General features: G+C 68.3%; 23 protein-coding genes and 2 pseudogenes. 16 read left to right on the top strand and 9 right to left on the bottom strand.

The features are described from left to right. Positions 1-180: 180 nt before the first annotated feature. Positions 181-1617 (bottom strand): MFS transporter, encoded by a 1437-nt coding sequence (locus tag ACWPXK_RS25795; protein WP_454198745.1) that lies wholly within the window; start codon positions 1615-1617, stop codon positions 181-183. Positions 1618-2212: 595 nt separating this feature from the next. Between ACWPXK_RS25795 and ACWPXK_RS25790 the strand changes: the two genes are divergently transcribed. Further along, complete coding sequence (locus ACWPXK_RS25790; protein WP_454198744.1) at positions 2213-2641, top strand: hypothetical protein; 429 nt, start codon at positions 2213-2215, stop codon at positions 2639-2641. A gap of 15 nt (positions 2642-2656) precedes the next feature. Continuing rightward, positions 2657-7111, top strand: a pseudogene (locus tag ACWPXK_RS25785) (HAD-IC family P-type ATPase); the annotation flags it as partial. Here ACWPXK_RS25785 and ACWPXK_RS25780 read toward each other — a convergent pair. Next, a pseudogene (locus ACWPXK_RS25780) lies at positions 7003-7263 on the bottom strand (hypothetical protein); the annotation flags it as partial. The pseudogenes ACWPXK_RS25785 and ACWPXK_RS25780 overlap by 109 nt on opposite strands. On the opposite strand from ACWPXK_RS25780, the gene ACWPXK_RS25775 reads away from it, so the two are divergent. Continuing rightward, positions 7147-7413 carry a hypothetical protein gene (locus tag ACWPXK_RS25775; protein ID WP_454198743.1) on the top strand — a complete coding sequence of 89 codons (267 nt, stop codon included), beginning with the start codon at positions 7147-7149 and terminating at the stop codon, positions 7411-7413. The pseudogene ACWPXK_RS25780 and the gene ACWPXK_RS25775 overlap by 117 nt on opposite strands. 59 nt (positions 7414-7472) lie before the next feature. Here ACWPXK_RS25775 and ACWPXK_RS25770 read toward each other — a convergent pair whose 3' ends face one another. Both ACWPXK_RS25770 and ACWPXK_RS25765 read right to left on the bottom strand, forming a co-directional pair. Next, positions 7473-9134, bottom strand: coding sequence for a sulfatase-like hydrolase/transferase (locus ACWPXK_RS25770; RefSeq protein ID WP_454198742.1), 1662 nt, complete (start codon positions 9132-9134; stop codon positions 7473-7475). 130 nt (positions 9135-9264) lie between these two features. After that, positions 9265-9951, bottom strand: coding sequence for a TetR/AcrR family transcriptional regulator (locus ACWPXK_RS25765; protein ID WP_454198741.1), 687 nt, complete (start codon positions 9949-9951; stop codon positions 9265-9267). Positions 9952-10097: 146 nt separating this feature from the next. Here ACWPXK_RS25765 and ACWPXK_RS25760 point away from each other — a divergent pair, with 146 nt between their 5' ends. Then, a complete protein-coding gene (locus ACWPXK_RS25760; protein ID WP_454198740.1) occupies positions 10098-11024 on the top strand; it encodes an NAD-dependent epimerase/dehydratase family protein in 927 nt (308 codons plus the stop codon). Between the two features lie 221 nt (positions 11025-11245). Next, positions 11246-11449, top strand: a complete 204-nt coding sequence (locus ACWPXK_RS25755; RefSeq protein WP_454198739.1) for a hypothetical protein — start codon at positions 11246-11248, stop codon at positions 11447-11449. A 282-nt stretch (positions 11450-11731) separates the two neighbouring features. On the opposite strand, the gene ACWPXK_RS25750 is transcribed toward ACWPXK_RS25755, so the two are convergent. Next, the gene (locus tag ACWPXK_RS25750) at positions 11732-13024 is read right to left on the bottom strand and encodes a flavin monoamine oxidase family protein (protein WP_454198738.1); all 1293 of its coding nucleotides are present in this window, start codon (positions 13022-13024) and stop codon (positions 11732-11734) included. A gap of 65 nt (positions 13025-13089) precedes the next feature. On the opposite strand from ACWPXK_RS25750, the gene ACWPXK_RS25745 reads away from it, so the two are divergent. The 8 genes from ACWPXK_RS25745 to ACWPXK_RS25710 all read left to right on the top strand — a co-directional run bounded on the left by ACWPXK_RS25745 (position 13090) and on the right by ACWPXK_RS25710 (position 17226). Further along, positions 13090-13653 (top strand): TetR/AcrR family transcriptional regulator, encoded by a 564-nt coding sequence (locus tag ACWPXK_RS25745; protein ID WP_454198737.1) that lies wholly within the window; start codon positions 13090-13092, stop codon positions 13651-13653. Between the two features lie 127 nt (positions 13654-13780). Next, on the top strand, positions 13781-14119 hold the full coding sequence (locus ACWPXK_RS25740; protein ID WP_454198736.1) for an ArsR/SmtB family transcription factor: 339 nt from the start codon (positions 13781-13783) through the stop codon (positions 14117-14119). Next, positions 14116-14646, top strand: a complete 531-nt coding sequence (locus ACWPXK_RS25735) for a pyridoxamine 5'-phosphate oxidase family protein (RefSeq protein ID WP_454198735.1) — start codon at positions 14116-14118, stop codon at positions 14644-14646. Before ACWPXK_RS25740 ends, ACWPXK_RS25735 begins: the two co-directional genes overlap by 4 nt. Further along, positions 14646-15095, top strand: a complete 450-nt coding sequence (locus ACWPXK_RS25730) for an SRPBCC family protein (RefSeq protein ID WP_454198734.1) — start codon at positions 14646-14648, stop codon at positions 15093-15095. The genes ACWPXK_RS25735 and ACWPXK_RS25730 overlap by 1 nt, the downstream gene beginning before the upstream one ends. A 141-nt stretch (positions 15096-15236) precedes the next feature. Continuing rightward, the gene (locus ACWPXK_RS25725; protein WP_454198733.1) at positions 15237-15578 is read left to right on the top strand and encodes an alpha/beta fold hydrolase; all 342 of its coding nucleotides are present in this window, start codon (positions 15237-15239) and stop codon (positions 15576-15578) included. A 411-nt stretch (positions 15579-15989) separates the two neighbouring features. Beyond that, on the top strand, positions 15990-16247 hold the full coding sequence (locus ACWPXK_RS25720; RefSeq protein WP_454198732.1) for a helix-turn-helix domain-containing protein: 258 nt from the start codon (positions 15990-15992) through the stop codon (positions 16245-16247). A 67-nt stretch (positions 16248-16314) separates the two neighbouring features. Further along, positions 16315-16782: a hypothetical protein gene (locus ACWPXK_RS25715; protein ID WP_454198731.1), complete on the top strand. Its 468-nt coding sequence runs from the start codon at positions 16315-16317 to the stop codon at positions 16780-16782. 120 nt (positions 16783-16902) lie between these two features. Beyond that, positions 16903-17226, top strand: a complete 324-nt coding sequence (locus tag ACWPXK_RS25710) for a putative quinol monooxygenase (protein WP_454198730.1) — start codon at positions 16903-16905, stop codon at positions 17224-17226. A gap of 89 nt (positions 17227-17315) precedes the next feature. Here ACWPXK_RS25710 and ACWPXK_RS25705 read toward each other — a convergent pair whose 3' ends face one another. Together ACWPXK_RS25705 and ACWPXK_RS25700 are read right to left on the bottom strand one after the other, a co-directional pair. Then, on the bottom strand, positions 17316-18284 hold the full coding sequence (locus tag ACWPXK_RS25705; RefSeq protein WP_454198907.1) for an alpha/beta hydrolase family protein: 969 nt from the start codon (positions 18282-18284) through the stop codon (positions 17316-17318). Between the two features lie 247 nt (positions 18285-18531). Then, positions 18532-19146: a TetR/AcrR family transcriptional regulator gene (locus ACWPXK_RS25700; RefSeq protein WP_454198729.1), complete on the bottom strand. Its 615-nt coding sequence runs from the start codon at positions 19144-19146 to the stop codon at positions 18532-18534. 286 nt (positions 19147-19432) lie between these two features. Between ACWPXK_RS25700 and ACWPXK_RS25695 the strand changes: the two genes are divergently transcribed. Both ACWPXK_RS25695 and ACWPXK_RS25690 read left to right on the top strand, forming a co-directional pair. Continuing rightward, the gene (locus ACWPXK_RS25695) at positions 19433-20524 is read left to right on the top strand and encodes an AMP-binding protein (RefSeq protein WP_454198728.1); all 1092 of its coding nucleotides are present in this window, start codon (positions 19433-19435) and stop codon (positions 20522-20524) included. Next, positions 20524-21936 carry an aldehyde dehydrogenase family protein gene (locus tag ACWPXK_RS25690; protein ID WP_454198727.1) on the top strand — a complete coding sequence of 471 codons (1413 nt, stop codon included), beginning with the start codon at positions 20524-20526 and terminating at the stop codon, positions 21934-21936. Before ACWPXK_RS25695 ends, ACWPXK_RS25690 begins: the two co-directional genes overlap by 1 nt. Here the strand turns inward: ACWPXK_RS25690 and ACWPXK_RS25685 are convergent. Both ACWPXK_RS25685 and ACWPXK_RS25680 read right to left on the bottom strand, forming a co-directional pair. Further along, entirely contained in the window at positions 21913-22596 is a 684-nt protein-coding gene (locus tag ACWPXK_RS25685; protein WP_454198726.1) for a PAS and ANTAR domain-containing protein, read from the bottom strand. The two genes, ACWPXK_RS25690 and ACWPXK_RS25685, sit on opposite strands and share 24 nt — an antisense overlap. A gap of 93 nt (positions 22597-22689) precedes the next feature. Further along, a complete protein-coding gene (locus ACWPXK_RS25680; RefSeq protein ID WP_454198725.1) occupies positions 22690-23346 on the bottom strand; it encodes a YcnI family copper-binding membrane protein in 657 nt (218 codons plus the stop codon). A gap of 395 nt (positions 23347-23741) precedes the next feature. Between ACWPXK_RS25680 and ACWPXK_RS25675 the strand changes: the two genes are divergently transcribed. Then, a complete protein-coding gene (locus ACWPXK_RS25675; RefSeq protein WP_454198724.1) occupies positions 23742-24437 on the top strand; it encodes a type 1 glutamine amidotransferase domain-containing protein in 696 nt (231 codons plus the stop codon). The last annotated feature ends 173 nt before the right edge of the window (positions 24438-24610 follow it).

Raw genomic sequence — 24610 nt, 5'->3', positions numbered from 1 at the left:
CGGCGCAGCGATTGTGGCGGCCCGGGCTCGGGGTGACCCGGGCCGCCGCCGGCGCACCCCTTCCGAGCATCGCGGGCGGTGGCAGTCGGGCGCGATGGTTTGCGTCGCGATGATTCGAAGGTTGTCGAACAGCGGCGTGTGCGGGAGCCGTGCAGGTCTCCGGCGCACGCCGCTGTGCGGTTACCGCGCCGCGCGGGCCGCGAATGCCGCGGCGAGCAGGACCGTGCCGCCCTCGGCGATCGCCGTGACGCCCAACGCGTGCGCCGCGCTCGACACCGTGCTGCCCGTGCGGCCGAGGAACAGCGACCCGAAGGTGGCGATGCCGACCACGATGCCGAGCTGCACGGTGGTCACCAGGATGCCGCTCGCATCGGCCGCGAGGGTCATCGGGACCTTGGCCAGCGTGCGCGTCATGAGCGGACTGAACGCCAGACCGTTGCCGAGGCCGCAGAGGCCGAGCAGCACTAGCGCGATCACGCCGACATCGGCTCCGTCGCGCAGCAGCGCGCCGAGCGCGACCATGCTTGCCGCCCCGAGCACCAGTCCGAGCGGAATCATGGTGGTGTGGAACCGGTGCGGGATCCGCTCCCAGTTCAGGCTGGCCACCGCGAAGGTCACGCCGAGCGGGACGAACAGCAGGCCCGCATGCAGCGCGCTATAGCCGAGAGTGCTCTGCAGGTGGATCGCCATGACGAACATCCAGCCGCCGAAGGTCGCCATGATCACGAACAACGTGACCGCGGTGAGCACCAGGCCCGGAGCCGCGAGGACCGGCCGGGCGAAGAGTGGTTCGCCGCCACGCGCCGCGACCAGCCGCTCGATGGTCACGAACAGTGCGAGTCCGATAACGCTGGCGGCCAGCGAGATCCACGACCACAGCGGCCAATCCAGCTCCCGGCCGAGCACCAGCGGAAGCACCAGCAGCAGCACCGAAACGGTGAGCGTCGCCAACCCGGGTAGGTCGAGCTTGCGCTCGACGCGCTGGGTCGCCGACGGCAGAACACGCGGCGCCACGGCGAGCAGTACCACGCCGATCGGCACGTTCACCAGGAACACACCGCGCCAGCTGCTGCCGAACAGGTCGGCGTTGACGATGACCCCGCCGAGCACCTGTCCGGCGACCATGCCGCCGGAGATGATCGCCGAGTACACACTGAGCGCCCTCGCCCGGGCATCACCGGTGAAGACGCGCTGGATGAGCGTCATGATCTGCGGAACCATCGCCGCCGCGCCGACGCCCTGCGCGAACCGGAAGACGATCAACGATGTCTCGTTCCATGCCAGCCCGCAGGCCAGTGAGGCCAGCGTGAACGCCGCCAGTCCCGCGATGAACGTGCGGCGCTGGGTGAACCGATCGCCGAGCCGCGCGCCGGTGACCAGCAGGACGGCGTAGGCGATGACGTAACCGGCGACGATCAGCTGCAGAGCCGAGCCGCTGGTGTGCAACGAGCCGCGAATCGAGGGAATCGCCACGTTGACGATGGAAGCGTCGAGCACGGCCATGAACTGGCCGGTGAGGATGACCGTGAGGATGGCCAGCGGGCGCCGCGCTCCGAGCGCGGCGGGCGGTGCGGCGGCGCGCGTCGCCGCCGCACCCGGCGAGATGGTCTGTGTCATGCTCCGAGCTTGCGGTCTGCCGGGCACCGGTAACAGGAGCCCGATAACACTGGTACCGGCAGCACCAGGCTGAGCGGCTGGGCCACACGGGATGGATTCTGGGCACAGTGCAGCTCGACCTGACCACTCGACTCATGTCGCTCCGCGGCTACCGGCATTCGAGGGAAAAGGCTGCGCGCCACGAAATCCGGAGCCGACTGCACCGAAGCGCTGGCCGTGTCGCTGCGGATATCCGGTCGAGTCGTGTACGGCATGGGCACGGACACGACACCGGGGCACGTGGATCCGGGTCGTCGTCGGCGACGAGGTATCGCGACCATCCGGCGCTCGAGCCTGGGCGATTGCCAGAAATTGGCCAACCGGATCGACACCGTCGGGCGGCGGATCGGAAACCACTCCATCCAGCGGCAGTTCAGAGTCGTGATCATGGAGCGACATATCTGGGTTCTGCGTGGTGCGTCCCACGTAGCCGTGCCGGAGAGGAAGTCGGGCACGCTGGCGGGTACTTCTCGGCGCTTCAGGGACACAACTCTGTCTCCGGGGTAAACTCCCGTTTGCTCGTTAGTGTCTGCACGGTGAACACGACGGAGTGAAAATGAACATTTCCGAAGGTGCGGTGGACGTGATCACCCGGACAGCCGACGCGACGGCGGCTGCGGCGGGGGCCGTGGGCGGTGCCGCCGTCAACGGTGTGATCGGCGGCTTGCAGGGCGCCGCCTCCGGCGTGAAGAGCGGGCTGAGCCGAGGCAGCCACTCGACACCGGCGGCCGCGCTGACATTGGCGGCGATCGGTGCCGCGGGTCTGGTGGACTGGCCTGTGCTGCTGGGTGTCGGAGGCACAGCCCTGGTGATCCGCCAGCTCAATCAGCGGTCGAGCAAGCAACCGACGCCCGCCGCTTCCGGTCGTCCCAGACAGCTCGAGCCGCACTCGGAAAGCGGCCGAACGGCCCGCAAAGGCGACGAAGGCGTGACCCCGGCGCGCAAGAGCGCGGCACCATCGCGACGCTCCCCGAGCAAAGGTTAGCCGTCGACGGTGGACCTGAGCCGACTGGTACGGACCTCCGCGTCATTGCCCCTGCGCGCCCTCGACGCGGGCGTGCGGTCCGCTGCGGCCGTCACCGCGGCGGGCGTGGATCTCGCGACCTCGCCGGTGCGCACGATGCCCGCCGGTCGCGTGATCGAGGCGATCACCGAGGCCGCGTCGGAACTGCTCGGCGGTAAGCCGGCCCGGCGCCGGTGGCGCGGCGACGGCCGCTGCTGGATCGAAGTCCGAGGCCTCTCCGAGCACGAGCCCGACGACGTGGGCTCCGCGGTACTCGCCGCTCTGCGCGCGCATCGGGGTGTGATCTCGGCGGCCCTCAACTACCCGCTGTCGCGTGTCATCGTCGAAGTGGACGAAACGGCAAGCGTCGACGAGCTGTGCGAAGTGGTGACCGCGGCCGAAAATCGGCAGCCCGATTCCGGTCGTTCGCCGGTCGACCTGCCCGACGACGGCATCGTACTGACCGGCAGCATGGTCTCGGCGGCGGTGGACACCGTCGGCCTGTGTGTCGCGCTGGCCGGCCGGGTGATCGGTTTGCGACGGCTACCGGCAGGCATCAACGCTGTTGTCGCGCTCGTCGACTACCAGCCGCGGCTGCGTCGCGCCGTCGAAGAGCGCCTCGGCGCCAATGCCGCGGATACCGCGATCGCGCTGGCCACGGCCGCGGGGTACACCGTCACCCAAATGCCGGCGGCACTGGGCGTGGACTTGTTCATCCATCTCGCGAAGGCCGCCGAGACCCGCGCCGCGGCCACCATCTGGCAACGCCGTGAGCCCGGGCTCGCGCCGCACGCGACGTGTACCGACCGTGTCCGGCCCGGGGACCGGCCGAGGCCGCTGCCGCCGGGACCGATCGAGCGCCACAGGGACCGCAGCGGACAGGCGCAGGCGGCGGCCGCACCGGCGATCGGCATTCTCACCGCCGACCTCGACGCCGCCGCTACCGCCGTCATGGTCGCCGCGCCCAAAGCCGCCCGCACCAGCCGGGAGTCGTTCGCCGCGATACTCGCCCGCGGCCTGGCCGAGCGGCACGGCGTACTGCCCTTGCGGCCCCAGGTGTTCCGGCGCCTCGACCGGGTCGATGCCGTGGTAGTCGACCCTCGGGCATTGTGCTGCGACGAACTGCGGGTCGCACGCATCCGCGACGTGCCCGAGCACGAGCGAGCAGCGGTATGGCAGTGGGCACAGGACCAGCTGGACTGCGGCGCATTGCGACCCGGATGGCAGCCCGTGGCACGGTCGGTGTCCGGCAATGGCAGCGGCAGCGCGGTGCTGGTGCGGAACGCGCATCATCCACTGGCGTCGGCGGTGCTCGGTGAAGTGCGCCGCAGCGGCGCCGAGGTGGTGTCGATCGACGTCGATACGCTCGACGACCTGCGCTCGTCGTTCGACGACCTCGATCCGGTGAACGGTTCCCTCGACGAAGCGCTCGCCCGTACGGTGCACCGGTTGCAGCGGGAGGGCCGCACGGTCGCGATGGTGTCGAGTTCCGCGCCGCAGGCACTGGCCGACGCCGACGTCGCGATCGGTGTTGCCTCGGGCGGGCCGCCGCCGTGGCACGCCGACGTGCTCGTCGATGACCTGGACAGCGTGTGGCGGATCGTGCACGCCCTGCCCGCGGCCCGTCAGGCCAGTGAACGCGGTGTCGAAATCGCCACCGGCGCTTCCCTTTTGGGTACGCTGCTGATGATTCCCGGGGTGCGGGCCCGTGGCTTGGTTCCGGTCACCGCCGGGGCCGCCGCCGGCGCATGGACCGGATACCGGCTCGCCAGCGGAGCGCTCAGGGTGGCGCCGCCGCCTGCCATGAGCGTGCGCGAGTGGCACGCCATGTCCGTCGAACAGGTGCGCCGGGTGCTGCAACCGTCGCAGGCTGCCCCCGCGCGCAACCGCTCGCGGCTGGCATCTGCCGCTCGCCCCGCGCGCTCGGTCATCGATCCGCTGCGCCGGGCGGTGTGGGATTTCGGCGGCGCGATGCGCGACGAGCTGTCCGACCCGTTGATCCCGGTGCTGGCGGTGGGATCGGCGGCCAGCGCGGTGCTGGGCTCGCCTGTCGACGCGATCCTGGTCGGGTCGGTGCTCGCCGGGAACGCGGCCCTGGCGGCGACCCAGCGGATCCGGGCCGAACGACTGCTGCGGCGACTACTGGCCGCGCAGGACCCACCGGCCCGCAGGCTGGTCGGCGCCGATCGATACGAGACGGTCGATGCCGCCGACCTGCGCCCCGGTGACGTCATCGAGGTACGGCCCGGTGAAGTGGTGCCCGCTGACGCGCGGCTCACCCACGCGCTCGACGTGGAAGCCGACGAGTCGTCCTTGACGGGGGAGTCGCTGCCGGTGCCCAAGCAGGTCGACGCCACACCGGCCGCGCCGGTCGGCGAGCGGGCTTGCCTGCTGTTCGCCACCACGACGGTGGTCACGGGCACCGCGGTCGCGATCGTCACGGAGGTCGGTGCGCAGACCCAGGCGCGCCGTGCCACCGCGACCCCGCACACCGACGGCTCGGCCGCCGGCCTGCAGACCCAGCTCAAAGAGCTGACGAAGAAGGTGTGGCCGTTCAGTCTTGCCGGTGGGGGAGTGGTCACCGCGCTCGGGCTGCTGCGGCGCACCGGTCTGCGGCAGGCCGTCAGCAGTGGTGTGGCCGTCAGTGTGGCCGCCGTTCCGGAGGGTTTGCCGCTGGTCGCGACGCTGGCTCAGCAGGCGTCGGCGCGGCGGCTGACCCGCGCGGGCGCGCTGGTGCGGAGTCCGCGTTCGGTCGAGGCGCTCGGCCGCGTCGACGTGGTGTGCTTCGACAAGACCGGGACGCTCAGCGAGAACCGGCTCCGGGTGACCAGGGTGCACGCCGCGACCGGGTTGTCCGACGACGATGTGCTCAGCCACGCCGTCCGGGCCGCACCGCTCGCCAACGGCGTGCCGCACGAACACGCAACCGACCGCGCGGTCGCCGAGGCCGGGCGACACCTCGACCGCGGCGCGTCGGCGGCGCATATGCCGTTCCGGTCGGGTCGCCCGTTCTCGGCCTCCCTGCACGGCGAACAGTTGTCGATCAAGGGGGCGCCGGAGGTGGTGCTCGCGGCGTGCGCGGACGCCGACGAGGAGGTACAGCGGCAGGTGCGCAAGATGGCCGCCGACGGGCTGCGGGTGATTGCCGTCGCCACACGGCAGCTCTCCGCGTCGCAGGCGCAATCGGTATGCGACAACGCCGATGCCTTCGCCGAATTGTGTCGCGACGGACTGCGGTTCGCCGGGTTGCTCGGCATATCGGACACGCCGCGCGCGGACGCGACCGAGGTGCTTGCCGAGTTGGCCGACCGTGGCATCGGGGTGCGGCTGATCACCGGTGACCACCCTGTGACGGCCACCGCGATCGCCGCCGCGGTCGGCTTGCCCCTCGATGAGGATCAGGTGATCAGCGGGCCCGAATGGGAGGCGCTGTCCCGGCGTGAACAGGAGCAGGCGGTGCAGAGCCGCAGGGTGTTCGCCCGGATGTCACCCGAGCACAAGGTGCAGATCGTCGAGACGATTCAGCGGCTGGGTCACGTGTGCGCCATGGTCGGCGACGGCTCCAACGACGCGGCAGCCATCCGCACCGCCACCGTCGGCATCGGCGTGGCCGCGCGCGGGAGCGATCCGGCCCGCACCGCGGCGGATGTCATGCTGCTCGACGGGCGGATCCGTTCGCTGCTGGACGCCCTCGACGAAGGCCGCCAACTGTGGCGGCGGGTGCAGGCAGCCGTGGCCGTGCTGCTCGGCGGCAACGCGGGCGAGGTGGCTTTTGCGATCGCCGGCACCGCGCTCACCGGCCGGGCGCCGCTGAACACCCGCCAATTGCTACTGGTCAACATCCTCACCGATGCGCTGCCGGCCGCGGCCCTTGCGGTCAGCCCGCCGAGTGCGGAGCTGCGTTATTCCGGCCGGGGGCCGGACCGGGCCGCGTTGTGGCGGACAGTAGCGGTGCGTGGTGCGACGACCGCCTCCGCCGCGATGGCCGCGTGGGTGATGGCGAGGTTGACGGGCCGGCGGCGCCGCGCGTCGACAGTGGCACTGGTGGCGTTGGTCGCGACGCAGCTGGGACAGACGCTCATCGACTCGCGCAGCCCGCTGGTTGTCGCCACCGCGGCCGGCTCATTGGTGGTACTCGGCGCGTTGATCAGCACGCCGGGAGTGAGCCAACTGCTCGGCAGCACGCCGCTGGGACCGGTCGGCTGGTGTCAGGCGCTGTCGACGGCCGCCGTCGCGACCGCGGTCGCCGCCATCGCCCCGCGTCTGTTCACCGCGGGCCGGCAGCAACGGGATGATCAGTCGACGATCTCGATGACGCCCAAGCGCCACAGCACCGCGTACACCTCGCGCAACGGCACGGTCAGCACCTGCGTCAGCGCATCCGTCAACGGTTCCGAGGCGGCGCCTACACCAGTTTTGATCACGCCAGACACCGTGCGGACGTCAGGCGTCGAATTCGCGAATGCACCATGACCGGGAGGCAACAAATGGCCGAAAAGTCGGCTACCAGCCACAGGAACGCCGTCGATCGGGTGCTGGCTGCGCAGGGTTTCGCGGTGGAGCTGCCGGTGGTCGGCCGGGTCCGCATCCCTCGGCCCGAGCAGTTGGCATACTACGGCGCACTCGGCGCGCTGGCCGCGGCGGAAATCATCGAATGGCCGGTCGCGCTGGCCCTCGGGGCCGGTCATTGGCTGGTGCAGAATCAGCACGATCGTGTCGCCCACGAAATCGGCGAAGCACTCGAAGAGGCGTGACCGAGCGGCGACTCCTGCTCGACCGCGCGACCCCACCCAGGTGGATTCGAGGGCGCCGTCTAGGACGGGGGCACGAGATCCAGCAGGGCTTTGCCGATCCGCTCGGCTTGGATGAGGACGTTCGTCTGCGCTGAAATGTAGTCGCCGATACCTTCCTCTTGGGCGGCCCGCAGATACGGCGGCAGCGGCTGCTGGATCTCGTTCCGGATGACGTTGTCGAGCAGCGCTGCCATCTCCCCGCGCAACGGGTTTCCGGTCGCGGCCTGGTTGTCGAGCTCGAGCCGGCCGCCGTCGGTGCTGTAGTCGTAGAGTTCGAATTCCTGCTCTTGCGCGGCATCGATCTGGATCTGGCCGCGCACCCAGTGGGAGTAGGACGCAAATTTCGCGTCGGCGGTCCGCACCATGGCCACGTGGCCCGGCGCGTTCTGGTTGAACAGGATCGCGGCTTCTTCGATCGAGTCCTCGTCGGTGGTGTGCGCGACCCAGGGACGGCCCGCGCCGCCCGGGTTACGGCAGAGCGCGGCGAGGTCGAGTCGCCCGCTGAGGTGTTCGTAGCGTCCGTCGCCGCGCCAGCCGTTTCCGCCGGTGGCGATGGTGAGCAGCAATGGCGTGAAATCGACGCTGGAGGTGAGCTGGGTCCTGGAGCTCGTACCCGCGACCGGGCTGAGATAGCCGCGCGGATCGTGGACGTAGAGCGGAACCCGGATCGCCTCGTCGTAGGCGGCGCCGCCTTTGCCGTGCAAGCCGTGCGAACCGGCGTAATCGCCGTGGTCGGAGGTGAAGACGATGACGGTGTTGGCCGCGACCTCCGGGCGGGAGTTCAGGGTGTCGAGCACGCGCCCGATCTGGATATCGACCTGCTGCTGGGCCCAGAGATAGAGGTTGCGCATGTCGATCCAGGCGTGCATGGCTTCCGGCGTTCCATAGGGCGCCGGCCCGAATGCCACGGCCGAGACCTCGACCAATGCCATCTGCAGCCGTGGCTTCTTCGACAGTTGCTCCAGTGATTCGAAATTGGGCGGCAGGTCGTTCATCCAGCGCGGGATGTCGGCGTTGAATTGGTCGCGGCGGGTCCAGCGTGGCCACCACTGGATGTCGTGCGGGTTGACCAGCGACACGGTGGTGCACCAGGGTGCGCCGCCGGAATCATTGTGGAACCAATCGACGAATTGGTCGACGATCTTCGGATCCGCTTGCAGCCCTTGGCCCGGCGCGCCATTGGGCGAGGGATAGGTACCGCCGTGAAAGCCGTACGCCTCGAGCGCGCCCGGCGTGCGATCCGGGTAGCTACCGAGATGCCACTTGCCCCAGTAGGTGGTGTCGTACCCGTGCTCGCGCAGCATCGACCCCCACGTCGGGAACAGCGGCGTCAGCGTCGACCCCGACACGACCATGACGCCCGTCTGCTGCGAGTAGAGGCCGGTGAGCAGGCAACCGCGGGCCGGTGTGCAGTCGTTCGCCGCGGTGTAGTGGTTGTCGAACGACACACCGCCCTCGCGGATCCGGGCGATATTCGGCAGCACGCGATCCAATATCCCCTGATCGGGAAACCACATCGGTGTGCGCATCTCGTCCACGATGATCACGAGGATGTTCGGCTTGTCCGGATCGATATCCGCTCGCGCTTTGCCCGGTGCGGCCCCGGCCGAGACTGCGGCCGCGGCCGTTGCCGAGGTGGCCGCGCTGGTCAGAAATCCCCTTCGAGTGAACGAGCTCGGCAATGTTCCTCCACGATGAGTGATGTTCGGTCGTCGAATGGAACGCGGCGTATCTCGGTGCTGTCACCGTAGCGCCGAGCGGCGAATGGTCGCTCGAACCGGACGGAGACACGCCGCTGCCGAGCCGGACCGGCTACGGCAGGCCCACCAGATCCGCCATCAGGTTCATGTGGTGGGCGAAGTAGTCGGCACGGGCTTCGATGGTGCTGTCGAGGCGGCCGAAGATTTCGAAATTGAGCAGGCCGAACAGGTGGGTCCAGGCGAGGAAAACTCGGTCGAGCACCTCCTCGGGCAGGTCGGAGGCTTGCTGCTCGATCAGGTGGCGCAGGTCGGCGCGGACCGGCGCGGGTAGTGGAGTCGGAAGCGGCGGCGTCGTCAGCTCTGTCGAGCCGGCCTGCGCGATGGCGACGAGCCGGAAAACGACGGCGGCCGCGGGCGCCACGGTGTCGTCGGGTGCGTTGTAGCCGGGTACCGGACTGCCGTAGAGGAGGCCGTACTCGGCCGGATGTGCCAGCGCCCAGTCCCGCACGGAGGAGCACACCGAAAGCCACCGGCCGCGGAGGTCGGTGGCGGGCGGCTTCGCATCGGCGGCTTCGGCGGTGGCGGCGAGCGCTCCGTACGCCTCCGTGATCAAAGCCGTCAGCAGTTCGTCGCGGCTCGGGAAGTACCGGTAGAGCGCGGAGGCGACGATGCCCAAGTCGCGCGCGACACCCCGCAGGGACAGATTCGCGCCATCCACCGCCAGTCGCCTGCGCGCGGCCGCCTTGATCTCCTCGGTCATCTCGGAGCGGACGCGGGCGCGCAACGACGGGGCGGACATACCCGAAGTATAGAGAACAACTAACCGTTCAGAGAACGGTGGATTCGATAGAGAACATTGTTCTTGACTCGGAGCGGCGTTCACGGTTACGCTCAATTCGAGCGAGAACAGTGTTCTCGAAACGGAACGCAAAAGAATGGATCGCCATGTCTCTGTACGTCGTACTCGGGGCCGGTCCGGTTGGATCGGCCACCGCCCAGCTGCTCGCCGCACGCGGCGACCGGGTCCGCTTGATCACCCGGCGCGGCAGCGGTCCGGATCACCCGCTGGTCGAGCGGATCGCCGCCGACGCGACCGATGCCGCCGAGCTGAGCCGGCATTGTGCGGGCGCGGGCGTCGTCTTCCAGTGCGCTCAGCCCGCGTACCACCGCTGGACCAGGGATTTCCCGCCGCTGGCCGCCGCCGCGCTCCATGCCGCCGAGGTGACCGGCGCCGGACTGCTCAGTGTCGGAAATCTTTACGGCTACGGGCAAGTCGACGGGCCGATCACCGAGCGGCAGGCGCTGCGCCCCAACAGCGAGAAAGGGCGGGTGCGTGCGAAACTATGGGGCGAGGCGCTTGCCGCCCACGAGGTGGGTCGGGTCCGTACCGCCGAGGTGCGCGGGTCGGATTATCTCGGTGCCGGGGCGAAATCGGTCTTCACCGCCACTGTTCTGCCCGCCGTGCTCGTCGGCCGCCGGGCGCTGTTCCCCGGCGATCTGGACACCGCGCACAGCTGGACCGATGTCGGCGACACCGCACGCACCCTGGTGGCAGTAGCGGATGACGAGAACGCTTGGGGCCGAGCATGGCACACGCCGACCGCGCCGCCGATGTCGATCCGTGACCTCGCTGGACTAGCCGCGACGGTTGCCGACGCAGCACCCGCACGTGTGCACCGAATGCCGGCCGCGATGCTGTGGGCCGCCGGGCTTTTCGATGCCGACGCCCGCGAGCTGCCCGAGCTGCGCTACCAGTTCGATCGTCCGTTCGTCATCGATTCCTCCGCCGCCACCGCGGAATTCGACATCGAACCGACTCCTACCGCAGAAGCGCTGCGCGCCACTATTGCTGCCTTGCCGACACCGCACTAGCTGGGAATGGTGCTCAGGAGCGGTCACCATGAACTGGACAGCTGCTTGTCGATGGCTGATCGTGAGACCCCGAGCACGCGTGCGATCGAGGTCGTAGCAGGTTGTGCCGGCCAATTCGCGTCACAACTGTGTGTTGGCGCGGCTCGGGGGTATGCGGAACAGAGGAACTCGATGAACTTGCTCGGGTGTCATCGTTTCCGGCGGAACATCAGGAGGTTCTCATGCTCGCCATCGCCGCCGCCGTCGCATTCGGTCTTGCGCTCATTCTCGACCTGGGAAATACCACCCTCGGTGCGGCCATTACCGACGGTACCCTCGTCGTCGTCGGACTATTGTTGATCGCCCTGCATCTCGCGGGATTCGGTACCGGCGCGCGCGTAGGTTCCGGGGGCCGCTCCTGGAACTGGCGGCGCGTCCGACGCTGAGCCGTTGCCGGGTCGCGCCGCGGCGTCGGACATCTCGGCAGAGTCACTGCGCCCCAGATACATCAGCAGCCGCTCGAGCCGAGATCGTTTCAGGCGTCGGCCACCCATGGGCAATCCCGCGCTCGCCACGCACGGAGTTCTAGATGTCCGAGAATGAACCCGGCCCGGGAAGGGTGAAGATCTCGTAGGCCGCGTGGAGGCGTCGGTATACCGGTGCCTGAGGATCGACCAACTGCTACGACGGCGGACGGCGTGACCCGAGGCCGTCGGCGCGAGCGCCGATCATGCCAGCGCGGCAACCACTTCCTGGGCAGCGCGTTCACCGGATTGCACGGCGCCCTCGAAGTAGCCGGTCCAGCGGGGCGCTGTTTCGGTTCCCGCCCAGTGGATCGGGCCCGTCGACGCCGCCGCGTGGGTGATCGCGGTCAGGAAACCGGGCGTCGGCAGGGCCGAGTATCCGCCACCGACGTGCGGGTCGTGGTGCCAGGACTTCTCGTGCCAGCTCAGTGGCTTCGCCGCGGGTCCGCCGAGGTGCCTGGCCGACGCGGCCAAGATGGTGTCGCGACGGTCTGCCGGTGTGAGCCGGTCGAGGGCGCGGGCGGCTCGGCCGGGGATGAGAAAGCACAGATGGCCGGGTCCGCCGGGCGGCGAGATGTCGAATGAGGCCGGGGCCGGACCGTCCAGGGCGACGATCTCCCCACTGAAGCCGCTGTCGCGCCAGAACGGCGTGTCATAAACGGCGACGGCTTTGTAGATCGTGCCCATCACCGTATTGCGCTGTGCCAGTTGGCGTTGCGGAGGCAGTGGTGGATCATGCCGGATCGCTGCGGCGATCGGGGGCGGGGCGGTGATGATTACTCGCGTGGCATGGACCGTCCCGGCGGGGGTGTCGATCGTCGCGGCTGTGGCTGTGCGGGTGATCGCGCTCGCGGGGCGATTCAAGTGAACAGCGGCACCCAGTTCGGCGGCAAGCGCTTCGGCGAGCGCACCCGCCCCGCCGGACAGCAGGGACTCCTGTGCGCCGCCCACGGTACCGAGCATCACCCGGAGGCCGCCCGCCGATCGGATTCCGGTGGTCAGCGCGCGTACCGAAACCCGGTCGAGGTCAACAGCCAGCGCTTCGGACAGAACCACGTCCAGCAGCCGCCGTGCCCGTCTGCTCGACACCCTGCCCACCCAGTCGGCGACGGTCACTCGGTCCAGGCGCTCATGGGTGACGGTGCGCGCCATCAGCTCCAGCCGGAGCATGGCGAGCCCCGCGGCAGCCATGGTGAGCGGCATGTGCCCCAATCGCCGGTCACCCTCGACCACGAGAGCTCTCCCGTCGGTATGGGTGGGAAACAGCGTCATCCCGAACTCGCTCGCGAGCGCGGTCATCCGCGCATGGTCGTGGCCGATCCACTGCCCGCCGAGGTCGACTGGAGTGCCCGCGGCCGAGCGCACCGTGAGTGCACGACCGCCGACCCGGTCGGCCGATTCGAGCACGAGTACGTCGATGCCACGGGCCTGTAATGCCCGGGCGGCGGTGAGGCCTGCGAATCCGGCGCCGATGATCGCGACCGTCGTGCGATCCATGTGCAGCTCCTTTTATGAAACATGTGTTGTAAAACAAGTGTTGCATAAAGGGCTATGCTCAGGCTATGCCCCGCCGAGTCGATCACGCTGCCCGACTCGCCGCCGTGGGCGACGCCGTGCTGTCCATCGCCATCGTCGACGGGTTCGGGGCGGTGACGATTCGCGCCGTGGCCGAGCGCATCGGGGCCTCGACGTCCGCGGTGACCCATTACGTCGGTGGGCGAGAAGACATGCTGCGCGACGCGGTTCGTCGCGAGGTCGATGCCCGGCGCGCCGAGGCGGAAACGGTTGTCGGCGCCGAGCGCGGCGCGGCGGCGCTGCGAGCTCTGATCGAATGGGCCGTGCAGACCCCGGAGGAGCGGACCCACCGTTTCTGGCTGGCGCTGGTCATCGGAGCTCGCAGTGAGCCGGTGCTGCGCACCGAGCTCGACGCGTTCAACGACTGGTGGGATGCCCGGGTGCGAAGCCTGCTCTCCTCTCTCGGAATCGCCGATGCGGGCACTGCCGCGGACCTGCTGGACGTGGTCGTCGACGGACTCGTGCTCGCCGGATTCGATGAGGGGCGGCCGTGGTCTGTCGCCCGCCGGGAACGGGTGCTGGCCGCGGTGTGGCAGGTGCTCGGAATCTGAGGCCGCCCGGTCGCCTCCGCGACGGTGGCAAGACTCCAACCATGCGCAAGTCCGCGCACCTGTTGACATCCCACCTCGCCTCGGCGATCATTTAACCTGTAAGTTAATTATCCAGATGGTTAAGTAGATGACGGACGACACACTCAGCCGAACCTTCGCCGCACTGGCCGACCCGACTCGCCGGTCGATCCTCGCCCGGCTGGCCGACGGCGAAGCCACCGTCACCGAACTCGCCGAGCCGTTCGCGATGAGTCTTCCCGCGATCTCCAAGCATCTGAAAGTCCTCGAGCGGGCCGGACTCATCACGCGCGGGCGGAACGCCCAATGGCGGCCGTGCCAGTTGGAAGCCGGGCCGCTCGGTGCGGCTACCGACTGGCTGGAGCGCTACCGGAAGTTCTGGGATGGCCGATTCGATCGCCTCGACGAACACCTGCACCGGATACAGAAGAAGGACAGCTCCGCATGACCGACCGTGCTCTGCCGCAAGGCGATCTCCGCCTGCTCGACACCGACATCGCCCAACGCCTTCTCGCCGCGAATATCCCCGCGCGCCTCGCGTTCACCGCCGCCGACGGCACGCCCCGCGTGCTACCGGTCAACTTCTGGTGGAACGGCACCGAACTCGTCATGACCGGCTTCGCGCCGTCCAAGCGGTCCCGGATGCTGCGTGCCCGTCCGGACGTCGCGATCACCATCGACACCAACGACGCCCCGCCGGAGGTCCTTCTGATCCGCGGCCGTGCCGAAGTCGGCGAAGCCGACGGGTTGCTGCCGGAGTACGCGGCGGCGATGCGCAAGGGCGGCCCCGAGCAGGTCGCCGAGTATCTCCACTTCCTGTCCGAACTCGCGCCCCGGATGGAGCGAATCGTGGTGCGTCCGAACTGGGTCGGCCTGATGGACTTCCGCACCCGCTACCCCGATAGCGCGCCCGAATGGATGAAAGGCTCCGCCGACCCGGCGCCGCGCCCTGCACACGAGGAGGCAGCGCAGTAATGAGCGACCGCGAATTCACCATCGTCCGCGTCTTCGACGCGCCGCGCGAATTGGTCTTTCAGGCCTGGCTGGACCCCGGCCAGCTCACCGAATGGGCGGGTCCGCACGGCTTCTCGGCGCCGCGCGAGCACATCGTCGTCGAACCACACGTCGGCGGCCGGTACGACTCGATGCTGCGGTCCGACGCCGACGGCAGCACGTATCCGATCGCGGGGACCTTCCGCGAGATCGTCGCGCCCGAGCGCCTCGTGTTCACCTGGGGCGACCCGACCGGTGACGGTGGCGTGACGTCCGAATCCGTGATCACGGTGAACTTCGCCGACACCGCCGACGGCAAGACGACCATGTCCTTCCACCTGCTCGCGCCCGGCCCGCTCAGCCCGGACGACGGCGCCGAGGACGGCTGGGGGCAGAGCCTCGAACGGCTTGCCGCGTTACTGCGACGCTAGCGACCGTCGAGGGGCGATGTGCTGCCATGAACATGACGCAGGGGAGCGTTATGTCGGTTGCTCGGACTTGGTCATGGGCGCGGATGACAGAACGTCCCGAGAGTTGACCCCGACGCAGGGTCAACCTCTCAGCATGGTGGCATGACTACGAAATCCGATGCGACGCGGCAATTCACTGTTCACCACGACGGTGTCACGATCTCGCTGTCCCGCGGCGGTCGGGGACGACCGCTGGTCCTGTGCCCCGGGCTCCGCACGACACAGGCTGATCTGCACGAGCTGACCGAGCAGCTGCGGCGCGATCATGACGTGGTCACCTTCGACCTGCGGGGTCATGGCCTCTCCCCGGCCACCGACCGGTACTCCTTCGAAGCGTTCCTGAGCGATTTCGTCGCTGTTATGGCGGAGGTCGGACGCCTCGACCTGCCCGCGGCGCAATATCACGCAGATAGCCGACGAGCACCGCGAGGACTGTCTCAATGACCCCGACATCGAGCCACCGTTGGTCGAACTGCTGGACACGCTGGCGTTCGACACCTGGCCGCCGGCACGTCGACTGACCGAGCTACTGAAGAAGCGAGGCTGGACCGGCTGGACCAAGCTCAGGCGAATAGACCCATCACAGAGCGTCGAAACTCTGACTTGCGCCAACAAACCGGCAGCAGACCGACCTAACGCTCTGCCACATAGCTGACGCAGTCGTGCTCACTACACACGGCCTGCGCCCCGTCCGTGGCGGACGAGCACGTCGGTGACGAAGGCTCGCACGCTGTCGAGGTCGGTGACATCCAGTTGCGGTACTTGGCGTGCTGGCCGTCCTCCTTCAGTGCGGTGACGAGGCGGGCTGCTCCGATGCCGCTGGACGCGCCCTCTGTTCGCGCTAGCCTGGGGAGCATGGGCGGGAAGGCGTCCAAATCCGATCTTCGGGCATTTCGGCGGTCTCGGTGGGCCCGCATCATCCCGGAGCGAGCAGGTCTTCCCCGGTCCCCAGGTCTTCCCGGTCCCTCGGCGTGGGCCGGGTTTCCCGGTCTCCGGCGGGAGGAAGTCGCTCAGCTGGCCGGAGTCAGCATCGACTATTACGTGCGGCTGGAGCGAGTACGCAATCCGCATGCGTCGGTATCCGTTCTCGAAGCCGTGGTCGGCGCGCTGTAGCTCGACAACGCCGAGCGCGCGGACCAGGGTCTCTGAACCCGTCCCCCTACAGCAGAAGGAGCAAGCAATGTCCACCATCCACTTCAAGGAGACGACGAACTCGACACCGGAGGAGTTCGTTGCGGCGCTCACCGATTTCGGGCCGGGCCGCTCGCAGCTGTTCGGCAATAGCGCCGACGAATATCTCGAGGTGCACGACCGGGGCCGACGTCAGGCCGACGTCACGGAGGGCTCGCACGGCATCTGGGAACGCCTGCACTACGACTGGTCGGACCCCGATCGTGTCGTCATGACGACCACCGATTCGAACGTGTGGGGCGGCCACTCGGGTCACACGTATACCTTCACGCGCCGGCCCGATGGGACGACCGATGTGGATGTCGTCGTGGTGCGCGAGGGCAAGAACCTCAAGGGACGGGTCCTCGGAGTCGTGGTCGGGACCATCGGCAGGCGCGTCTTGAGACAGGCACTCGGAAAGACCGTCAAGGCTATCGAAGCCCGCGACAACGGCATGGGAACGGCGGAACGCCCGTGAGACGGGACCGCCCCGAGCTGAGCACTGCGGTCGCGGAGCTGTTCGCCCGCCTGCAGCAACGAATGCATCTGACCCGCCCCGCACCCGAACTGGCCCGGGTTGTGCCGGAGGAGGCGCGCAATGATCTTCATCGTCGTCAAGTTCAAGACCAAGCCCGAATGGACCGATCGCTGGCTCGACCTCGTCGCCTCGTTCACCGCTGCGACTCGCGCCGAGGAAGGCAACCTCTGGTTCGACTGGTCCCGCAGCATCGATGACCCCACCGAATTCGTGCTCATAGAAGCTTTCCGCGACCAGGCCGCTGGCGCGGCGCACGTGGGCAGCCCCCACTTCGAAACCGCGATGAACGAATTGCCGCAGGCACTCGCGTCGACTCCCCAGATCATCAGCCAGACCATAGATGCCACCGACTGGTCCGAGATGGGAGAGATGACCGTTGCGTAGCCGCTGGTCGGCGGCGTCGACACCGGCGCACGGCCGACTCGGCGTGAGGCTCCCGAAGCAGGATCGCCGCGACGGTACAGGCTTACGTCTCAGCGGATGCGTTGCAGGTAGCTGGTCTGATCATCGAGAAAGCCGGAGGCGAACAGTGCACGAGGTGCGGCGACCGCGACGACGAACGTCTTCAGTGCGGAGCTTTCGATGTCGGCGCGGGTGAGGCCGTGGGTAGCGTCGGGGTAGTGCTGGACCTCGAGTCGCGGCACTGCACGCCGATACACGGTTTCGGTGTCGGCGACATCGACGTTGCGGTCGTGGCCGGCGAGGATGAGCAGAACCGGGACACGCAGTGCGGCCAGGTCGGCGGTGGCGTCGGCGGTGTAGTTCTTCGTGATGAACCGCCAGCGGTGGGGGGTCAGGCCGCGGGTGTCGCCAATGGCGTTCTCGTACTGTTCGAAGGTGGCGCCGGCGCGCAGCAGGTCGAGGGTCTTGTCGCTGCGCGCGACCTCGGCCTGTACCTCGGCGGGTGTGGCGTCATCGAGTTGCGCGAGTAGGTGATATCGGCCTTGCCGCAACCAGTTGACCGCTGGTGAGACCGCAATGACGAAGCGCAGTTCCGGTAGCCGGACCGCGACTTCGGGCATGACCCATCCGGCCTGGCTCGCACCCCACAGCCCGATGCGTTGCGGATCAATGCCGGGTTGCTGTTTCGCCCACGCGATGGCGGCGAGGGTCTCATCGGCCCGATCGTGCATGGTCTGATCCAGCCAGTTCCCCGGCGCGCCGCCGATTCCCGGTTTGTTCCACGACAGCGAGGCAAAGCCGGCGCGGGCGAATGCTTCCCACAAGGGCCGGTAGAACGTGTCGTGCGTGGCGTCGACCGGCCCGTCGCCGTGCACGAAAACCACGACCCCGACCGGTTTCTCGCGTGTCTCGGGCCACGCCAAGACACCATGCAGCGGCTGGAGTCCGCCGAGGATGGTGACGCGCTGCTCCCGCAGGGCGTAGGTGTTCTGATGGACCACCCACACCATCGTGGCGGCTGCCAGCACAGTGATCGCCATCAGCACGACCAATGCGTGGCGGATCCAGCGGCGCGCAGACCCGGTCTGATGCAAGTCGGTTTGTTGTCCGGAGACTGTCATACGGCACGCCATCCATCGGCAATGGAACCACATGGGTTCCGGTCGTCGGACGAGACTATGAGGGGCGAGCCTCGTCCGACGACCTTCTTCATCCCGCCGCTACGGTGGTCTCGGCGGCGGGAGGTTTGCGCCCGGTCCACGGCGGCAGGGAGGCGGTGGATCGAGGTCATGGATCGGCGTCCTCGGCGGAGCCGGTGAGCAGTCGCTGGGCCAATCGGCGCAAGGTCGGCGCCTCGGCGAGCGGATCGAAATCCGGGTCGGCGGCCACTCGGGAGAAGACGCCGTCGATGAGGGCCGCAAGCCAGGTGGCGGTGCGAGCGGGTGACAGGCTCGAATCGAAGGCGTCCCGTTCGATTCCGGCCGCGATGGCGGATTCGAACGCCGAGCGCAGCACCCGGTCGTTGTTCCGGAACAACGTGCCGAGCTCCGGATCGCGATGCGCCTCGGCGGAGATCTCCAACTGCAGGCCCGCCGCCGAGCGGTCCGCGGCCAGATGACAGATCTCCTCCAGCGTGTCCAGTAGTGCCGCCGCGATGTCGTCGGCCTGCGCGATCGGCGCCAGCGCCGCCCCGATGCGCTGCCCGTCGCGTTCGGCGACGGCGAGCAGTACGGCGCGCTTGGTGGGGAAGTAGTGGAACATGTTGCCCGTGCTCATGCCGGCCGCACGGCAGATGTCGGCGGTGCGAGTGGCGTCGTATCCGTTCTCGGCGAACAGGATGGCGGCAGCATCCAGAATCGCCTCCCGTTTGGCCGCGTACTGGTCCGGGTCGACTGTGCGCATGCGTCCTACTTTCGCGGTTCGGCCGGACCGGAGCATCGGCGGATATTATTTCATTGAGCGCTCACTCAATTTATAGCAGTCGGGGCACACGGCCCGCCACCAGGACCGTGGGGTCTGGTGTCGGTACGGTCGTCTCACACGTGGCATGTGGCGAATCGGATCCATAAGCGTGTCCTATCGGGGGATCGAACTGCGCGGCGCGGCGTTCGTGATCGGCGCGGACAGGAGAAGATTGCCGCGTTCGAGCTGTATGCCCCGATTCGGGGCACGTCACTGGAGGCCGCGCATGCGCCCCGTAATTCTGGACCTCGCCGCGCACGACTACGCGATGATCGACGCGGACGAATACTTGCGCGCTGTGATGGCGTGGCATTTCAGCGAGGAGACCGGCAGCCCGTACTGGCTGCGCCGGGCGCGGACGCTGGATTTCGATCCGGTCGCCGACGTCCGCACGTTCGCGGATCTGCGCCGCTTTCCCAATGTCATCGATGAATTCCGCACCGTCGCCGTGGAGGACCTGATTCCGCGCGGTTTGCAGGGCGCCGACCGCGACATCGCGGGCATCTACGAGAGCGGGGGCACCACCGGCGCGCCGAAACGGTTCGTCATGTTCGACCGCTGGATGGAGTTCGCGCTCAGCTGGGACGAGCACCACTACGCGGACCTCGGCACGGTGAACACGCTGGCCGTGGCGCCGAGCGGCCCGCACATGTTCGGTGAGTTCGCGCAGCGCCGGGCGCGCAGACATCGCGGCGTCCGCTTCACCGTCGATCTCGATCCGCGCTGGATCAAGCAGATGATCGCGCGCGGCGACACCGAGAACACCGAACGCTACGCAGAGCACGTCGTCGACCAGGTCGCGCAGATCCTCACCACCCAGTCCGTCGGGATACTGATCACCACGCCGCCGCTGCTGGAACGGATCGCGCGCCGCGACGACTTGGTGGAGCAGATTCGCCGGAAAATCAAGTTCATCTGCTGGAGTGGAGCGCACATGAACGCCGACTCCCGCGAGATCTTCCGGGAGGAGATCTTCCCCGGCATTCCGCTCAAGGGGCTCTACGGCAGCACCACCATTCTGGGCATGTCCCGCGAGCGCGACGAGGAGCGCCAGGACGGGCTGCCCGTCTTCGACCCGCCCAGCCCCTACCTCGCGTTCGAGGTGGTCGACCCGGAGACCGGCGATGACGTCGCCTACGGGGAGCGCGGTCAGGTCGTGATGCATCACCTCACGAAATACGCTCTGCTGCCGAACAATCCGGAACGCGACATCGCCATGAAGATCGAGGCGCCGAAGGGCGCCATCGGCTGTTCGGTCGCCGACGTCGGGCCGATGACCTCGTTCGGCGGCACCGAGGTGATCGAGGGGGTGTACTGATGGACGAGTTCGTGCACATCGACGCGCTCGGCCCGCAGGGCGGCTATCGCGCGCGCGACCGCAAGCCGCTGACGACGCTGTCCGGCGCGCCGATCGGGGAGATCTCCCAGGTGCCGCCGCTGTATGTGCGGCGCGCGCTGGCGGCGATGCGCAAGGCGCCCGTGCTGCCCGCCGCCGAGCGGTTCGCGGTGCTGGAACGTGCGGCCGACCTGTTCACCGAGGCCGAGATCGGCGGGCTGGGACCGGACGAGTACGCCCAACTGGTCTGCGTCGCGTCGGGCGTGCCGCTGGCGGTGGTGTGGCAATCGGTGCGGTGGGTCGCGGACGTGCTGCGCGAGCAGCGCGCCACGCTCGAGTTCGCGATGCCGAAGGGCGCGGTAGCGGACTGGCAGGACGAGCGCACCCTCGGCGGCTGCGCGGTCTGGACCAGGAAAGGCGACCTGTTCGCCGTGCACGCGGCCGGGAACACGCCCGCGGTGCACGGTTTGTGGCCCGAGGCGCTGGCGCTCGGCTACAAGGTGGCGGTGCGGCCATCGACGCGGGAGCCGTACACCGCGTTTCGTCTGGTCAGTGCACTGCGCATGGCAGGCATGCCGTCGGAGCTGGTCACCTTGCTGCCGACCGACTACGCGGCCGCCGACGTGCTGGTCGCCGAATCCGATTTCGCCATCGTCTACGGCGGACAGGACGTGGTCGACAAGTACGGCGGCAGCGCGCGGGTGCTCACCCAGGGGCCGGGACGCTCGAAGATCCTGGTGACCGCGGACGTGGACTGGCGCGACAAGGTCGCGCTGATCGCCGAGTCGGTGAGCCATCTCGGTGGCACGGCCTGCACCTGCACCACCGCGGTGCTCGTCGAGGGCGACCCGGAGCCGCTGGCGCGTGCGCTCGCCGCGGAGCTGGCGGCGATCCCGAGTTTGCCCGCCGAGCATCCCGACGCGATCCTGACCGTGCAGCCCACCGAATCCGTGGCGGCGATGGACCGTTACCTGCACCAGATCGCGGGCGACGCCCGTCCGCTGCTGGGCGGCGACACCATCGTCGACGAGGTGTCCCCGGGCGCGGCCGTCCTACGTCCCGCGGTCCACCTCGTCGACAGCAGCAGCGCGCCGCAACTCGCGGTGGAACTCGCCTTCCCGTGTGTGTGGGTCGGGCCGTGGTCGCCCTCGGAGGGCGTTGCGCCGCTGCGTGATTCGTTGGTTCTCACCGCGATGACCGAGCGACGCGATCTCATCGACGCCTTGCTGGACGAGCCGACCATCACCAACCTCTACCTCGGCGACAACCCGACCACCTGGTTGCGTCCCGGCGTCCCGCACGACAGCTATCTCGGTGAATTCCTCATGCGCACCAAGGGAATGGTCCGGTCCTCCAGCGGCACGCGCCGGTCAATCGGCGAAAGATCCGGGTGAGGTCACACGGTCGTGCAGAGTCAGCAGGAGATGGTCGAAACGGGTGCGCTGCTGAACCAGCGCACCGCCCATCGCGACGATGTCGGAGACCAGTTGCTCGGCCAGCGTGCGGATCTTGACGTTGGTTTCCTGGGAGCGCCAGCGCAGCACCCGGAACGCCTGATCGGCAGTGACGCCGTAGACGAACATGACGATGCCTTTGGCCTGTTCGATCACCGCGCGGGCGTCGATGAGATCGGGTAGCAGGTCGTCGAGGGCTTCCTGCCGGTTGTCCTGCAGCGTCTCGGTGACATCGAGGTAGTAGCCTGCGGTGCCGACGACGGTGCCGTCCTCGTCCACCAGTTGATCGCCGATCACGATCACGTCGTGGGTGTCGCCGGACGTGTCGATGATCCGGTGGCGGCTACAGAACGGCGCAGCCGTGTCGATGGCGTCGGTGAGCGTCTTGGCGACCTGCTCGCGGTCGTCGGGGTGCTGATGGCTCAGCACCAGCTCGGTGGACGGCTCGGCCTCACCGGGAGAGTAGCCGTGTATCGCGGCGACGTCCTCGGACCACTCCCACCTTTGATCGGCGAACCAGAATCGAAAACTGCCGATCTCGGGACAGCCGCCGAGCACCCTGTGCGCAGAGTCCTGCTGGCACCGTCCCGTCTCTGTCATTTGTCCAGTATGGCTCCGCTACCTGCTCGGCTCGGGCCGAGGTCCCCGGTCGCCCCGGTGGCCGTGACCATTGCGTTTCGGCCGCCGCCGTGGTCAGGGCTTGCGGCGGACCCCGAAGCCGATCGCGGCGAGCAGGGCCACGGCGCCGAGTGCGATGCCGATGCCACCGAGCCATCGGGCGGTCGTGTCGTCCGCGTGGTCATCGGAGGACGCGGAACGGATATCGCCGTGATGCGGGGCGCCACCGGAATGCCCCGCCGCCAAAGTCAGGGTGGGAGCGGGATATTCGGGCTCGCTGTCGCCGGACTCGGACTCTTGATCCCACCGCACCACCTGTCCGTCCGCGTAGGTCTGTACCGCGGGCGTGACGATCTTGTCGGTGTCGGGCAGTCCGTTGGCGAGCACCGAGAACTGGCCGAATTGGTCGGGGCCGATTCCGCCACCAGCGTCCGCGGTCCACGTGATCTCGGTGACGTCGCCGGCCGTGTCCTTGCGCACCGCGGTCTTCCACCCCGGCATCGCCTCGGTGTCGGCAGCCGTAACCCCGGGGATCTGGACTCGGAGCTCGACGGTCGGACTGTTTGCCGTCGATTCGTTCGGCACCCGATACACCAGTACCGCGGAGCCGCCGCGAGACGCATCCGGGGCCGACACGGTGACGTGGGCAAGCCCGGGAGCGGCCTGGGCAACGAGAACCGCCACCGCCCCGGTGCCGGCCACGATGCTCCGGGAAATCCAGGAACTGGTCATCGACGGACTCTCCTTCGTGCCGAGGAAGATCGCTACCGACGCTCTTCCGGACAATAGGTCACCGAGCTCCCGAGTGGGCGAGATCAGCTGGAATTCGGTAGCTAAACGTTTGCCGACTTGATGTCGAGAGCTTGGTCCCGTGTGGAGGGCCGGGTTTCGTGGCCACGTCGGCCTGCGCGCGGAAGCATCGCATCAGTGTTCACCGATCCATCGAAAATCCGATGTCTGAAATCGGTCCTCTTATTCGTCAGCCATGGATGTGCAGGACTACCGTCGACGGTGTCGCCGCTGACGACCCAGCGTGCCTGGAGAACGGCTGAGAACTGCGTTCGAGTCGGCGCGACATTGTTCGATGATCGAACCCCGGTTACCGGGTTCCTGACGACGGAGACAACATGTCGAAGATCCTTTTCGTGATGACCGGCGTCGACTACTGGACGCTCGCCGACGGGACGAAGCACCCGACCGGCTTCTGGGCCGAGGAGTTCGTGGTGCCCTTCGAGAAGCTGAAGGCCGCGGGCCACGAGATCGTCGTCGCCACGCCCGGCGGCGTCGTACCGAGCGTGGACAAGAGCAGCCTCGCCGCGGAGGTCAACGGCGATCAGGAGACCGCCGACCATCGCGCGCAGGTGATCGCCACGAGTACCGAGCTGAACAACCCTGTCGTCCTGGCGGACGTCGACCTCGCCGACTACGCGGCGGTGTTCTACCCGGGCGGGCACGGGCCGATGGAAGATCTCGCGGTCGACGCCGACTCCGGACGCCTGCTCACCGCCGCCTTGACATCGGGCAAGCCCTTGGCGGTGGTGTGCCATGCACCGGCCGCACTGCTGGCCGCCACCGAGGATGACGGCGCCAACAGCTTCGCGGGCTACACCCTGACCGGCTTCACCAACGCCGAAGAGACGCAGGCGGGTCTCGCCGGCAAAGCCAAGTGGCTGCTCCAGGACCGCCTGAGCCAGATCGGTGCCGATTTCCGCGAGGCCGACCCCTGGACGCCGAACGTGGTGGTGGACCGCACGCTGATCACGGGCCAGAATCCGGCTTCGTCGGCGGGTGTCGCGGACGAATTGCTGAAGACCCTGCGCTGATCGCGGTCGCCGACCGGCTCCGGTGCGTGCTCGGCGCCGGAGCCGGTCAGAGGTCGATCTCGACGTCGCTGTGTCCGACAGTCGATTCAATTCTCAAACAAATCATATGACCCATAAAAAGACTCCTTTCGAGTAGTTCACTACTCGTGCACCTCCCCGTCCGGCGAACCAAG

The organism is Nocardia sp. Marseille-Q1738 (genome assembly GCF_965283145.1).
This window is presented reverse-complemented; position numbering and strand designations above follow the sequence as displayed.

Coding starts and splice junctions, on each gene's coding strand:
- ACWPXK_RS25710 (WP_454198730.1), top strand. CDS start 16,903: ATGATCTTCATCGTCGTCAAGTTCAAGACCAAGCCCGAATGGACCGAT.
- ACWPXK_RS25675 (WP_454198724.1), top strand. CDS start 23,742: ATGTCGAAGATCCTTTTCGTGATGACCGGCGTCGACTACTGGACGCTC.
- ACWPXK_RS25740 (WP_454198736.1), top strand. CDS start 13,781: ATGACGGACGACACACTCAGCCGAACCTTCGCCGCACTGGCCGACCCG.
- ACWPXK_RS25695 (WP_454198728.1), top strand. CDS start 19,433: ATGCGCCCCGTAATTCTGGACCTCGCCGCGCACGACTACGCGATGATC.
- ACWPXK_RS25715 (WP_454198731.1), top strand. CDS start 16,315: ATGTCCACCATCCACTTCAAGGAGACGACGAACTCGACACCGGAGGAG.
- ACWPXK_RS25725 (WP_454198733.1), top strand. CDS start 15,237: ATGACTACGAAATCCGATGCGACGCGGCAATTCACTGTTCACCACGAC.
- ACWPXK_RS25790 (WP_454198744.1), top strand. CDS start 2,213: ATGAACATTTCCGAAGGTGCGGTGGACGTGATCACCCGGACAGCCGAC.
- ACWPXK_RS25745 (WP_454198737.1), top strand. CDS start 13,090: ATGCCCCGCCGAGTCGATCACGCTGCCCGACTCGCCGCCGTGGGCGAC.
- ACWPXK_RS25755 (WP_454198739.1), top strand. CDS start 11,246: ATGCTCGCCATCGCCGCCGCCGTCGCATTCGGTCTTGCGCTCATTCTC.
- ACWPXK_RS25735 (WP_454198735.1), top strand. CDS start 14,116: ATGACCGACCGTGCTCTGCCGCAAGGCGATCTCCGCCTGCTCGACACC.
- ACWPXK_RS25720 (WP_454198732.1), top strand. CDS start 15,990: ATGGGCGGGAAGGCGTCCAAATCCGATCTTCGGGCATTTCGGCGGTCT.
- ACWPXK_RS25690 (WP_454198727.1), top strand. CDS start 20,524: ATGGACGAGTTCGTGCACATCGACGCGCTCGGCCCGCAGGGCGGCTAT.
- ACWPXK_RS25750 (WP_454198738.1), bottom strand. CDS start 13,024: ATGGATCGCACGACGGTCGCGATCATCGGCGCCGGATTCGCAGGCCTC.
- ACWPXK_RS25705 (WP_454198907.1), bottom strand. CDS start 18,284: ATGGCGATCACTGTGCTGGCAGCCGCCACGATGGTGTGGGTGGTCCAT.
- ACWPXK_RS25685 (WP_454198726.1), bottom strand. CDS start 22,596: ATGACAGAGACGGGACGGTGCCAGCAGGACTCTGCGCACAGGGTGCTC.
- ACWPXK_RS25795 (WP_454198745.1), bottom strand. CDS start 1,617: ATGACACAGACCATCTCGCCGGGTGCGGCGGCGACGCGCGCCGCCGCA.
- ACWPXK_RS25765 (WP_454198741.1), bottom strand. CDS start 9,951: ATGTCCGCCCCGTCGTTGCGCGCCCGCGTCCGCTCCGAGATGACCGAG.
- ACWPXK_RS25760 (WP_454198740.1), top strand. CDS start 10,098: ATGTCTCTGTACGTCGTACTCGGGGCCGGTCCGGTTGGATCGGCCACC.
- ACWPXK_RS25700 (WP_454198729.1), bottom strand. CDS start 19,146: ATGCGCACAGTCGACCCGGACCAGTACGCGGCCAAACGGGAGGCGATT.
- ACWPXK_RS25680 (WP_454198725.1), bottom strand. CDS start 23,346: ATGACCAGTTCCTGGATTTCCCGGAGCATCGTGGCCGGCACCGGGGCG.
- ACWPXK_RS25730 (WP_454198734.1), top strand. CDS start 14,646: ATGAGCGACCGCGAATTCACCATCGTCCGCGTCTTCGACGCGCCGCGC.
- ACWPXK_RS25775 (WP_454198743.1), top strand. CDS start 7,147: ATGGCCGAAAAGTCGGCTACCAGCCACAGGAACGCCGTCGATCGGGTG.